The organism is Methanosarcina barkeri 3 (assembly GCF_000970305.1).
Classification (GTDB): domain Archaea; phylum Halobacteriota; class Methanosarcinia; order Methanosarcinales; family Methanosarcinaceae; genus Methanosarcina; species Methanosarcina barkeri_A.
The window spans coordinates 2,651,454-2,664,485 of the sequence record NZ_CP009517.1 but is presented as its reverse complement, the minus strand read 5'-3'; the positions used below and the strand labels follow the sequence as shown (position 1 = coordinate 2,664,485).

Annotated in this window: 13 protein-coding genes; all 13 read right to left on the bottom strand. The window is 39.4% G+C overall.

The window, feature by feature from the left end; genetic code table 11:
- Positions 1-136 precede the first annotated feature (136 nt).
- Positions 137-346 (bottom strand): FeoB-associated Cys-rich membrane protein, encoded by a 210-nt coding sequence (locus MSBR3_RS10715; RefSeq protein ID WP_048108072.1) that lies wholly within the window; start codon positions 344-346, stop codon positions 137-139.
- A complete protein-coding gene (feoB, locus tag MSBR3_RS10710; protein WP_048108071.1) occupies positions 343-2,535 on the bottom strand; it encodes a ferrous iron transport protein B in 2,193 nt (730 codons plus the stop codon). Before feoB ends, MSBR3_RS10715 begins: the two co-directional genes overlap by 4 nt.
- Positions 2,536-2,619: 84 nt before the next feature.
- Positions 2,620-2,841: a FeoA family protein gene (locus MSBR3_RS10705; RefSeq protein WP_048108069.1), complete on the bottom strand. Its 222-nt coding sequence runs from the start codon at positions 2,839-2,841 to the stop codon at positions 2,620-2,622.
- Between the two features lie 47 nt (positions 2,842-2,888).
- Complete coding sequence (locus MSBR3_RS10700; RefSeq protein ID WP_048108067.1) at positions 2,889-3,101, bottom strand: FeoA family protein; 213 nt, start codon at positions 3,099-3,101, stop codon at positions 2,889-2,891.
- A complete protein-coding gene (locus tag MSBR3_RS10695) occupies positions 3,101-3,421 on the bottom strand; it encodes a FeoA family protein (protein WP_155396795.1) in 321 nt (106 codons plus the stop codon). The genes MSBR3_RS10700 and MSBR3_RS10695 overlap by 1 nt, the downstream gene beginning before the upstream one ends.
- Before the next feature lie 429 nt (positions 3,422-3,850).
- Positions 3,851-4,261, bottom strand: coding sequence for a hypothetical protein (locus MSBR3_RS10690; protein WP_048108065.1), 411 nt, complete (start codon positions 4,259-4,261; stop codon positions 3,851-3,853).
- Between the two features lie 485 nt (positions 4,262-4,746).
- A complete protein-coding gene (locus MSBR3_RS10685; protein ID WP_048108063.1) occupies positions 4,747-5,205 on the bottom strand; it encodes a hypothetical protein in 459 nt (152 codons plus the stop codon).
- 190 nt (positions 5,206-5,395) lie between these two features.
- Positions 5,396-5,917, bottom strand: coding sequence for a hypothetical protein (locus tag MSBR3_RS10680; protein ID WP_230627401.1), 522 nt, complete (start codon positions 5,915-5,917; stop codon positions 5,396-5,398).
- Positions 5,918-6,106: 189 nt separating this feature from the next.
- On the bottom strand, positions 6,107-8,407 hold the full coding sequence (locus tag MSBR3_RS10675) for a DUF3160 domain-containing protein (protein ID WP_048110358.1): 2,301 nt from the start codon (positions 8,405-8,407) through the stop codon (positions 6,107-6,109).
- A gap of 793 nt (positions 8,408-9,200) precedes the next feature.
- Positions 9,201-10,298 carry a chorismate synthase gene (gene aroC, locus MSBR3_RS10670; RefSeq protein WP_048108061.1) on the bottom strand — a complete coding sequence of 366 codons (1,098 nt, stop codon included), beginning with the start codon at positions 10,296-10,298 and terminating at the stop codon, positions 9,201-9,203.
- Positions 10,299-10,303: 5 nt separating this feature from the next.
- On the bottom strand, positions 10,304-11,200 hold the full coding sequence (locus tag MSBR3_RS10665; RefSeq protein ID WP_048108060.1) for a cation diffusion facilitator family transporter: 897 nt from the start codon (positions 11,198-11,200) through the stop codon (positions 10,304-10,306).
- A 344-nt stretch (positions 11,201-11,544) separates the two neighbouring features.
- Entirely contained in the window at positions 11,545-12,285 is a 741-nt protein-coding gene (gene ribB / locus MSBR3_RS10660) for a 3,4-dihydroxy-2-butanone-4-phosphate synthase (protein WP_048108059.1), read from the bottom strand.
- A complete protein-coding gene (locus MSBR3_RS10655) occupies positions 12,282-12,959 on the bottom strand; it encodes a winged helix-turn-helix domain-containing protein/riboflavin kinase (protein WP_048108057.1) in 678 nt (225 codons plus the stop codon). The genes ribB and MSBR3_RS10655 overlap by 4 nt, the downstream gene beginning before the upstream one ends.
- Positions 12,960-13,032: the final 73 nt, after the last annotated feature.

Genomic DNA, 13,032 nt, shown 5'->3' with positions numbered 1-13,032 from the left:
TGAGATCTTCAATCGCTGTCCATTTCCTCAAACTTTTCTGCAAATAGCACCCGGACATCGATAATTAATCGATAAACCAGGTTTCCTCTACAGTCCCGAAAATTAAGGTTACAGAGAAATTTTTTTTAGTTTTTAGTTATTTTTGCCTTTTTTTGTTGGACGATAGGCTGCTGCAGGGAATAATATAATCGTTGTTACCACAATCATTTACATTACAACCTGCGCAGCCGATGCATTGGCCTTTCTTCGCTTTTCTGACTGTATACCCTATGGTAAACACTATAAAGATTAGAAGGAGTGTACCTATCAGGATTGTTGCAGCATTGGCAATTATCCAGGCAATCACTCACTCACCCCCGCAGTTGCCGATAAGTTGGAATCGGATTTTTCAATATCATGTTGTTTTGGTGCAGGCCTGAATAACATAAAGAGAAGTACGGCAAGAAGAATAAACGCTACCGCCGTTCCTGCGGTAAAACTGCCGCCGCTGAAGAACGTGCCAAGCTGATAAAAAATCAGCGCAATGACATAAGCAAATATGCACTCGTAACCTATTGCGAATACCGTCCATTTCCAGTTGTTCATTTCGGTACGGATAGTATTCATCGCCGCAAAGCAGGGAGCGCAAAGCAAGTTGAAGATAAGGAATGAGTATGCAGCAATTTCACTCGAAAATAGGGCCGCAATCGGAGACAATCCTCCAACATTCGCAGAATCAACCATCTCAAGGGTCAAATCTTCATTACCAATGGATGTGAGAACGCCAAATACTCCTACAACCTGTTCTTTGGCTGCCAGGCCCATAATGGATGCCACAGTAGTTTCCCATCGCCCAAATCCAAGAGGAGCGAAGATTAACGCTAAAGAATTGCCAATGTTATGTAGCACGCTGTTGTTAAGGTTGTCTACTAATCCAAAGGTTCCGTTTACGAAGCCAAAACTGGCGCCAAACCATACGAGAATGCTTGCTAACGTATATACTGTGAAAGCTTTTTTAACAAATGAGCTACCGCGTTCAAACATGCTTCGGATGACATTTCCGGCCATTGGGATATGGTAGGCGGGTAATTCTATAACAAACGGGGATGACTCACCCATAAACAGCTTTGTCTTTTTTAAAATAATACCGGATATAACCACTGCGCCTATGCCAAGAAAGTACGCTGAAGGTGCTACCCACCATGTACCGCCGAATACAGCGCTGGAAATAAGTGCGATAAGAGGCAGTTTTGCACCGCATGGCATGAAAGTGGTTGTCATAATCGTCATACGCCGGTCATTTTGTTGCTCAATAGTTCTTGTAGCCATAATGCCAGGAACCCCGCAACCCGTGCCGATAAGTAATGGAATGAAACTTTTGCCCGACAAACCTATTTTCCTGAAAATGCGATCCATCAAGAAGGCGATACGCGCCATGTAGCCACTGTCTTCCAGAATGGCGAGAAAGAAAAACAGGATAAGCATTTGCGGTAAAAATCCAATAATTGCGCCGAGGCCTCCTACGATGCCGTCCACAATAAGGCCGATCATCCATTCTGCTGTTCCGATTGATGTAAGCCAATTTGCAAGTGGTGCTTGTATCCATTCACCAACAAACATATCATTGGTAAAATCCGTAACATATGACCCGACAGTTGAAACTGATACGTAATAAACCAAAAACATAATTGCAGCAAATATCGGAAGACCAAGCCAGCGACTTGTAACAACGGAATCAATCTTATCGGATAAGGTCGTGCCTGAATGAGACTTCTTTACGTAGGAGCGTACTACATCAGATATATATTCATAGCTTTCTGATGCGATAATGGATGCGCTGTTATCGTCAAGCTCTTCTTCGCAGGCAAGAATGATTTGCTCGATTTTTCCTTTTATAACATCGGATAGCGTGATTCGCTCTAGTACCTTTTCATCCCGTTCAAAAAACTTTATGGAATACCAGCGAAGATTTTCGTCTGGCACATTGTTTTTGATTAGTTCGGCAATATTGGACAGGGCAAGTTCTACAGGCTTCGAAAATTGACGTTTGAAAGTTCCTTTTTTCCCGGCCTTTGCCAGTTCAATCGCTTTTTTAGTAAGTACTTCCAGGCCAGTCCCTTTTTGCGCGGATGTTTCAATAACCGGGCAACCAAGAGTTTCTGAGAGTTTTTTAATGTCAATTATATCCCCACTTTTGTTTACAATATCGATCATGTTAAGAGCGATCACTACTGGAATGCCCACGTCGAGTATCTGTGTAGTCAAGTAGAGATTTCGTTCGATATTTGACCCGTCAACGATATTGATAATTACATCCGGTTTTTCATTCACCAAATAATCTCGGCTTATTACTTCTTCCAACGTATATGGGGAAAGAGAATAAATACCCGGCAAGTCGATTATCGTTACATCTTTATATTTTTTAAGCCTACCTTCCTTTTTATCAACCGTAACGCCAGGCCAGTTACCGACGCGCTGCGATGATCCCGTAAGGGCATTGAACATTGTGGTCTTACCGGAGTTCGGATTTCCGGCAAGCGCTATTGTGACTGGCAAACTTTATACCTCCTTTAAGAATCTAAAGTTAGTTTCTAACCTCGTGAGTAAAAAATCGGAGATTTCATTCTCATTTTTAGCGTGTTATTTTACTTCGATCATTTCCGCGTCAGTTTTCCGCAAAGATAACTCATAACCTCTTACTTTCACTTCAACCGGGTCTCCAAGCGGAGCTACCTTACGTACAAAAATCTCCACTCCTTTTGTAATGCCCATATCCATTATCCTGCGCTTGAGAGCGCCTTCTCCGCAAATTTTTACTACAGTGACTGTTTGCCCGCACGGTACTTCTCTCAACGATGCCATATTCATAAGCCTCTTTTTTAGCAATATTTTGAAATTTTTGAAGTATTTTATACCATAATTTTTTTAGCTAATTCTTCACTGATTGCAATTCGACTATCTTTTATGCTTACAATCACATTACCAAATGTTTTTGACAGTACGCATACTTCACTACCAGCGGTGAAGCCAAGATTTTCAAGATGATTTCTTATTTTCTCCTGTCCCCAAAACGCTTTGATACGATTTGATTCTCCAATCTGTGCCAGTACTAACGGCATCATTACAAATTCCTCCCGTGTTGATATGATAGGTAAAGTGAGCCTTGATTCGTAAGAGGCATTTGTGGTGTCAAATTAAAACCCTCCAGCTGTTCAACAACTATAATTTCAGCTCCCCGCTTCCTGAAAGATAGGTTTTCTTTCAACTTAATATCGACAGAGTCTCTCAATAGGGCTTTTTTGGTTGCGCTCAGGATTGCCCCTAGAACCATGCCCATATCAAGAGATTGCTTGCAAGAGTTTTCCTTACTTTTTATCCGGATAACGCGAGCTCTCTGACTTATTTCCGGCATGTTGAGGGTTTTATCGATGATTTCTGTCACCTTTGTACCACCACAATATTTTCGGCTAAACTAATTTTTTGCTTGGCTATGAAATGTAACAGTAATTATTTATAGTTTTTGTATATCCGAAAATATTATGAATAGCTGAAAAAATGATAATTTAATAAAAATATTTTCAAGAAAATTATCGTTAGTAAAAATTGTCGTTAGTAAAAACATTTTCAAGAAAATTATCGTTAGTAAAAATTGTCGTTAGTAAAAACATTTTCAAGAAAATTATCGTTAGTAAAAATTATCATTAGTAAACGGATACGAAGCTCCTTGTCGATAATCACTTACATAAACACGGATGTCGTAAGTCGGATTTATAGGGTCTATATTAATTCAATGATCTGCAAATATAACTTAAATAACGGAAAGTAGAAAAACTCGATAACTGGCAAGCTTATTGAATAGTATAAATTGTCCTTAAACCGTAATTACCTCTATCATTATTGGTGTCTCATTATCCCAGTATATATCTATAATGGCCGTACTCCAACGATGCAAAGATATTGAAGCTTTTTCTTCTGCTACTCCGTTATCTAATACAACTTTGAATGTATACTTTTTCTGATCAAAAGAGTTTTTAAGATTAAACGGTTTTGTTTTTGAGACTGACTCATCTGGAAGGAGCTTATATGATTCCTTAAATACGGATTCATTATGCGAATTGAGTATTTCAACCGATACTTCGTGGGTTCCTGCATCGTGGTTTTTCAACTCAAAAAAATTCTCCTCTGCCGGACCAACAAGAAGAAATGTTAACAAATAATAACCAGCGATTGCAGCTAAGGGTATGAATAACAGAAACAAAAGTAATTTTTTATAATTCTGCATTTGCAATCCTCTCCTTGCGAAAGAATAAGAAAAGACCTAATTTCTTATCACATGGAAATATTTAGTTCAATTTAGAGTTCATTAAGATATGAGTTCAGCTTTGCGTTACTTTTTCCTTAGCTTTCATCCATTATATAGGCAAATCAAGCTCCCTAACTATCCAAAACCTGGAGCAGAGTCATTCTTATTTGATTTACATCCTTTTGAGATATTTTCATTACCAGATTCAGAATCTTTACTGTCTGAGTTATTAATATATCCAGTGTCTTTTTCTCTTACTATATACAGGTTTATTGAGTTCCGTCCAGGAGGAAAGGACTGTGCCAAGCTGCTTATTTCCAGGCTTCAATTTCATGAATGTGGAACATAATCTGATATACGAACTACTTTGGTTCTATAGATGTTGAATAGAGCTGGAGACCGATTGAGTATATGTAAAGAAAGGCAAAAAGTTATAATGTAAGTTACATGCCAAAACTATTCTGTTATCGCTCGAAATCTGAAGTTGCATATAGATTCTTTCTCATTAATAAATAAATGAAAATTAATATAATGTATCCACCACCTATATTGAGAGAATAAGGAATAGTAATATTAAATAAGAAAGTAATTATTGTTATAAATAGCCACAAAATAAAGCCTATTAATGAGCTTTTTATACCGTTGATGTCACTATTTTTTTCAATTCTGCTCATATTCTTACTACACAATAAATAGTGTCCAAACATCAAAAAAAATAAAATAAGACCTGCTCCAAGCCATTGGTCTATTTGACCCCAATTTGAAGCCATAGTTATTTCATTGCCATTTACAAATGTCGTTTCTGAAAAAAATGACATTTTTACACTATATATAAATATGATCCAAGAATAAAATAATATAAGTCCAAATAAAATTCCGATTACATCCAGGGCTTTATTTAGAATCGAGGTTGTCTCTTTCATACAATGAAACCTCTCAATATCATTTTGAGCTTCACTAAACATTTTTCAAAGATGTACTATATAAATTGTAAACTTTTTGACCAGATCATTAAACAATTCATGTTTAATTGCTGTTAGTATTTTCTATGAGAAAAAAGAACCTTGAGACTTTATAGATGGTTTTTCCTGAAACAATGATTCCGAGTACATCTTAAGGTTCATCTTCCGAAACTTCTTCAATTACAGTTTCTGTAGTCCATTCAGGCAATTCATCCACCTTTTCAATCGACTTCACGGTCTCGTTTGGCGTGTCAATAGTTATCATATAGAATTCACCACCTGTTATTTGCGGATAAATGGATATAGATCTGTTTTGAGCATCTGCTTCTTTGTAGAGATCTTCAAGAGAATTCTCTGTCTCAATAGATTTTAGTACCGTACCGTTTTGCATCTCAATAGTTACTTCATAAAAGTAGTTTATTCGAATATACCCTATGGATTCCCCGGTTTCGTTGAAGATCCCTCCACCTTCGTAATTATAATTTCCTTTTGTCAAATTTTGAAAAGCGCTATCATTTTCATATATTCTTTGCATTACATCTGAAGGAGCCAGTCTGTTTTCTCCACCACAGTTACCAATATCGTCATTTGTAACCCAGGACAAGTCACCGGATTCATAGAGGGATAAAAGAAAAATTGCCGAGAATAAACCGATAATTATTAGCGAAAACAATTTACTTCCTTCCAGAATTATCCCTCTTTTACCTCTCGCCTTTTTATTTTTGTACTTGCCTTTTCGAGTTTTAGAAATCTAGTATATTACATGTTTTTTTCTGAACTAGGCAAGAGTACCCTTAAAATGAAAAAATAGATGAAAAAGATCAACTATCCATAAAAAATTAATTATCCATAATAATATCTTTTACACCTTAAAAGACTTCACCCAATCTGGCCTTTCAGGACAGTTGTTTTCGAAAACGTCTTCTCTCCATTCTTCATCTGTCAACCTCTGTCCTGGGGGCTGCCAGAACTCATAATAACTCATCACAGGGCCTGCTCCGAGAACAATCCTTCCATCAGGCTGTTTATAGGCTACTATTATGAGATTCAGTTTTCCGGTCCCTTCTTCCAAAACTCCAGCAGGAGATGTACAGACATCCGCAACCAGAATTGAGTTCTGAGACTTTATATCCACATTCTCAAGCATTGGAGCTATATTTTGCCCAAAGTTCCTGATGAACTTATACTCTTTATCTGTCAGCTCTTTGTTTTCAAGCTCTTTAATCGAGATTTCCAGTAGTTTTTCAAGTGTGTTTTCAAGAGTTGTAAAATCTTCATCAGACTGCATGTCAAGTACTTCCATTTCAGTCAGTCCGGTATGTGCCATTTTTGTAAGGGCAAGCATCCTTGCATAGAATTCGGGAACTGGTTCCACATATCCCTGAACAGGTTTTTCTTCTGGTGGTACCTGGGGAGGGCCTGTAAAGTATTCCTGCTTTGCATAGAGAATAGTATCATGCCTGAGTTCAGTCCAGGAAGCAAGAGCTGTGTTAAGCTGTTTATCTTCCCAGGCTTCAGTCTGCATAAACGTAGGATAACCCTCTGGAGAACTTATTAGGAGAGGTTTTAAAGCGTACAGTTGAGCCCAGTAAAGATTTTTATTCCAGTCCTCTTCGTTAAAAGCTCCAAATTCATTTTCCAGATATATGTGAGCTTTTTTGTATTCTTCATTCTCAGAAATACCCTGGTTTTTCAAGTGTTCTCTTGCTCTTTCAGAACCTAGAAGGTCCATAATGTTCAGGGCTGGAGGTTTTAGTTTCTGGAGAATATACGAGTCTGGAGTATACCGCTGACCCATGAACCTGAACCCTTTTGTAGCCTCAAGAGTTTTGTTTTCGGTTTCAGAGCCTGCCTGAACTACTCCCCCTGTTCCGCTGTAGATTTTTGGGCTTTCATATTTTTCCAGCTCGGTCTTCAGTGCTGTAAGACTTTTGTTGTCGAAGCTTACTCCGTATCTGTCATTTCCAAAAACAGTATCCAGAACCTTCGTATATTCATAAGGTCCGAGGTCGTCGGAAAAACCAACATAGAAGGCCGTCACGCTGTAGATTCTGTTCCATCTTGCCTGAAGGTCTTTGTCCCTGTCAAAATGGTCCGAAATCAAAAGAGCCTGAATGGTCTGAATTTTCGCTTCATTTTCCGAGTTTTCTGCAGCAATTACATCTGATCGAAGTAGCATACTCATTCTACCGTGCCACATCATGGTTTTGAAGTAGTTTTTCAATTTCTCTGAATTTGTGTAATGCCCCCGTGGAGTGTACTGAGAGTAATCTTCACTATACTTAAAAATCGGAGAAATTGCAGAACCTTCATGAGCTTCTATCAGACTTAGTTCGGCTTCAACATCATCCTTTACAAATGAAGGGACTTCTATACTGTAATCTTTCGCGTCCCCCGAATAGAAGGGTGTATTTTCTTCTGCAATTCCCGAATTTTCTGCTATCTGTTCAGGTTTCGGTTCAAGAAGGCTCAAAGCAACTGTAAAGTATGCAACGTTTCTTCTTGCAGCTTCTTTTTCTACCTCTGATGCTCCATTATAATCCTCTATGGAAGCTTCAAGGAGAGCTTTATCAAGTTTCCACAGGTCATCGTAAAATTCCTTTTCTTCTACTCTTTTTAGTGTTTCATCAAACTGGATATGATAAAGGTGAAGAAGAGAGTCAGATGTGATAAAAATAGGAATATCAGCCACTTTCAGGTCCTTGTAAGTTTCATTTACGAGTGTCTGTCCTACTGTAAGTGAGTTTTCAGCAGTTTCATTTTCGATTACAATAACACCATTTTTGTATAGTAAATCCTTTTCCTCGTTAGTTAGGGGAATCTTTTGGGTAAACTGATAATAATTTGCAATTTCGGAATCCTGCAGAGGTAAGGAATAAGTGGGAACTGCAGCTTCAAACTGCAGATTTTTCTTATTGTAGTAGTTAGAAAAGGAGCTTTGCCCTTCAAGTGTAAGGGAATTTTTGCTCTTTTCAGATGAGTTCTCTACAGAAACATCTTTTTCGGTGGAATTATATGAGCTAGTTTGATTGTTTGTTTCATCCTCAAGCTTTGTCTCATTAACTAATTTTGTTTCTTTGACTGGCTCACTGCTACTGCCAATGCAACCTGATTCAAGTATCAGTGATACTATAAGCAAGCAGATAACTATCAATGCCCTCATTTTCAACTAAGATCCCTCGAAACTGCAAAAGTAAATACAAATTTAATAACTAATAACTTTAAAATAAATTGAACTCTATAATTTAATTTAAGCACACACTTTATAAGTTTTTCTAACCAAATCTTCAAACTTATTCTTCTCACATTGTATTCCAATTATAGCTGTTTCTTGACCTTTAATTGTTAGAGACTTTGGACAGAAAGCTTATATGACGATATAGACCGTAACTATTTTCCTGAAATACGGAAACTGTGACCTCATACTTTTGTGGCCCTTTGCATGACAGTTTTACCAATAAAAGTTGAAATCCAGTACCAGATTTTTTGGGCTCTTTTTTGACTTTTTTGGGCTCTTTTAGGTTCTTTTTTGACTCGGATTTGGTAAAGGAAATAAATTTCGATAAAAAGCAGAACATTTAGTTAAAAGAGGTCATTTTTCAAGAACAAAAAGAAAAAGAATTTGCTGTGAAACCTGAAAAGATTTTGCGGTGGAAAGAGTTAAAAAGGATTTTCTAAGGAGAATGCTTATTGTCAAGTGAATTATAAAGGAAAGTCACAAAAAAAACGGGTAGATAGTCACAAAAAATATGGGTAAACGCAAAGCTACCTTATTATTTTGAAAACTATTCTGATCATTTCTGAAAATCTGGCATCAGTTAAAATGGTATCAGTTGGAACGTCATCAGTTAAAACGGTATCAGTTGGAACGTCATCAGTTAAAATGGTATCAGTTGGAACGTCATCAGTTGCAATGGATATTTTTGTAGATTTGGATTCAGTTTCGTTGCATCCTTTTATTTCAGCAAAGTACTGGGATTAATAAATCCACTCCTGAGCATATGGTCTGCAAGCACAAGGGCAACCATGGCTTCGGCAACCGGAACCATTCGCGGAGGAATTGTAGGATCATGCCGGCCTTTGATTGCAATTTCAGTGTTTTCCAGGGTTTTGAGGTCAACTGTCTGCTGAACTTTTCCTATGGATGGGGTTGGCTTTACTGCTGCCCTGCAGACAATGTCCAGTCCGGTTGAAATTCCTCCTAGAATCCCGCCTGCGTTATTACTCAAAGTGGTTATTTTTCCATCCTCGATCCGGAAAGGATCGTTCATTTCACTTCCGCGCAGGCGAGCAGCTTCAAATCCGGCTCCTATTTCAAAACCTTTGACGGCAGGAATACTCATCAGTGCTTTTGCAAGGTCAGCATCCAGTCGGTCAAAGACAGGTTCTCCAAGGCCGGCAGGCACACCTTTTATAATAAGCTCGACAATGCCTCCGATACTGTCTCCTTCCTGCCTAAGGGCAGAAACTTTCTCAAGCATTTTTCCGGCAGCATCTAGATCCGCACAGCGCACTGGGGTCTTTTCTACGTTTTCAAGAATCTCTTCAAAGGAGAGGGGCTTTGCACGGATGGCTCCAAGTTCAAGCACATGCCCTACAATTCGGATTCCGAACCTGGAAAGCAGGAGTTTTGCAAGAGCTCCGCCTGCGACTCTGCCTATTGTTTCCCGGGCTGAAGATCTGCCTCCACCACGGTGGTCCCTCATTCCGTAACGGGCCATATACGTAAAATCAGCATGTCCGGGCCTTGGAGTGTCTTTAATAGCATCATAAGCAGAAGACCTGGCATCCGAGTTCCAGACAAGCATAGAAACCGGAGTGCCTGTACTCATTCCTTCAAAAATTCCTGAAAGAATTTCAACCCTATCGGCCTCGTGTCTCGGAGTTGAAACCTCACTTTGTCCCGGACGCCTCCTGTCCAGTTCTTTCTGAATATCAACTTCGGAGAAAGGAAGCCCTGCAGGCAGTCCATCTACCACAACACCTACAGCTCTGCCGTGGGATTCACCCCAGGTCGTAATTCGAAACATCTGCCCGAAAACGTTTCCAGCCATGCATCTTAACTGGTTTTTTTGCTATTTGATCCTTGGGGTCGCTGGATGGAGGGTTCAAGATGTACAACCACATCAGAGACATCTTTGTATTCACCCTTCAGCTTTTTGCTGACTTTATGAGCGACAAGGTGTGCATCCTCAAGTGGCATATCCGACTGGACAAGCAGGTGCATATCAATCTTGATATCTCCCATGCTCCCACGAGTTCGGATTTTATGGCAGCCCTTTACTCCTTCAACTCCCATGACCAGGTCACAAATTTCTTTCTCTTCAATTCTGGACATATCAAGAAGGGCCCTTGAACCTTCTTTAATAATCCTGTATCCTGCCCTAAAAATGAAAAAAGCAATTACTACGGCTATTAAAGGGTCCATAAGGGAGAAACCAAGCTTGACGGCAGCCAGACTTACTATAACCGAGAGGGAGACATAAATGTCACTTTTTGTGTGCATGGAGTCTGCTATAAGCACCTGGCTTCTGAGAAGTTCACCCTGTTTATATTCGTACCGTGTTACCAGATAGTTAATACACATCGTTCCGAGAATTATGAGAAAACTTATAGCTGTGACTTCTGGCACGTTTGGGGTAAAGAAACGATTAAGAGCGTTCAGGCATATCTCAATCCCTACAAAGACTAAAAGTAAAGCGATAAAAATGGCGGCTACGGTTTCATATTTTCGGTGTCCATAAGGATGTCCGAGATCAGGCGGACGGGCTCCGATGAAACTCCCAGCCAATCCTATAATATTGGAAACTCCATCAAAAAGAGAGTGGTAGCCGTCTGCAGTCATGCTCAGTGTGCTGGTCAAGGTTCCGTAAATTATTTTGGCAAACGCAACTGCAAGGTTCAGAAATAGTACATAGATGAGAACTTGCTGTACTTTTTTGAGTTTCTGTAACATAAATCTGACTCCCTACATCGAATGTGCGAAGCCGGAAAACAGGCGGCGGATAATAAAACAATTACGAATATCAATCCTGAGAGAATTAATTTGGTTGAAGACTATCAAGAAGCTATCAATGATATACTGATTTATTTTTATATAAAATTCTGCCTTTTAAAAAAAGGGTAAAAATAAGACAAGAAAAAAAGTAGTATGAAAAAGTAGTGTGAAAGTAGTGTGAAAGTAGTGTGAAAGTAATGTGAAAAGTAGTGTGAAAAGTAGTGTGAAAAACTAGAATGAAAAAACTAAGATAAAGAAAGTAAAATGAAAAAGTAAACTGAAGAAAAGCGGAAGACGAATTTTTATTCCAAGCCTGTCCATTTCATATAAGCTTCCACTATTTCCTGCCCTTCCAAAAATACCAATCCGTGTTCTTTACCATATTCTTTTGAGTCTTCTTTAGAGAGAGCTTTTCCATTATTATCGTCAAGCATTTCACAGACTACCATTGCAGGAGTAATGCCTGCCATGCGGGCAAGAGCAACTGAAAGTTCGGTCTGGCCTTTGCGGTCATCCAGAAGTCCTTCAGCAGCCCTTAGCAGTGCAACGTGCCCAGGGGTTCTGAATTCGTCCCCAAAATGAATTTCATCCCCTGAAAGCTTTTTTTCCGTAATTTCTCCTATCTTCCGGATAGTAAGGGCTCTTTCGTTATCAGGAATGCCGGTTCTGGTCTCCCTGTGATTGACCCAGAGAGAAAAGGAAGAATGAGAATCATATTTAAGATCGCCTTCTTTTTCTACAATTTCCCCGAGCACATCACTGGTTTTACCGGCTTCCCTGACAAGTTCAGCCATAAAAGGCAGCCTGAGCTGTTTTGATGCTACAGGATCTACAGCCACACATATAAGGCCGCCTGCATCTTTTCGCATCCATTTCACATCTTTGAAAGTAACCGCTTTAGCAGGAATTACAAGATCAGTTTCTCCTTCCCTTGAGTCCGAATCGTAAATCTGGATCATTTTTCCGGCCCTCAGGGCTTCCAGCGCCCGGTTGATATTTTCATTTCTGTACGTAAGACATTCGTAAACCGTACTTCCGCTCATTTCTGGTTCTCCATTCCCTGTTTTTTTAACTGCACCACAACTCTGTCCCCATCGTTCAATCCCAGGGCGTCTCTTAACTTTACAGGTGCAATAATCTCAATCAAATCCGATGGGTAGTGTGTTCTTTCTGGAGCGACTACAGCAGCCTCTATACCACCAATGACAACTGGATAACATTTCCCGCCTCCGAATGTACGTTCTCCGTCATTGAAACCTTCTACCCGGACAGCCGGCATTTCACGTAAAAGATTTCTAAGAGGTGAACTGCTTTCAGAAAGCTGTACGTTCAGAGTCCCAGGGAAAGGTACAAAATGCAATTTTTCTTCAAATTGCTTCCTGTATCCGGGTATATTTACATAATACTGACCTTCGCCGAGTCCCTTGAGCACCTTTCCTTCAAGTTCGAGAATCTCGCATTCCGGAGAAAAGATCCTGCTATAATCGACGTACTCGTTCTTAAGAACTTCAATCCCTTTTTCTGTCATTGTTATCAACTGGCCACCGGGAACGATCTTCCTTTCAATCAGCCCTTCTTCTTCCAGCTGTTTGAGCTTTCTTGCTGCAGTTTTGGAGCTCGCTCCTGTATGCTTTTGAAACTCGCTCGATGAGACCTTGATGGTTTTATTTACTGCTCCCATAAGTGCGAGTTTTTTGAGGTATTCAATGTCAGGCACTGTCGGCACCCATCTTAATTTTGAGATGCATCTCAATTATGAGATGTTATACAATGCATTCCGTTATAATAAA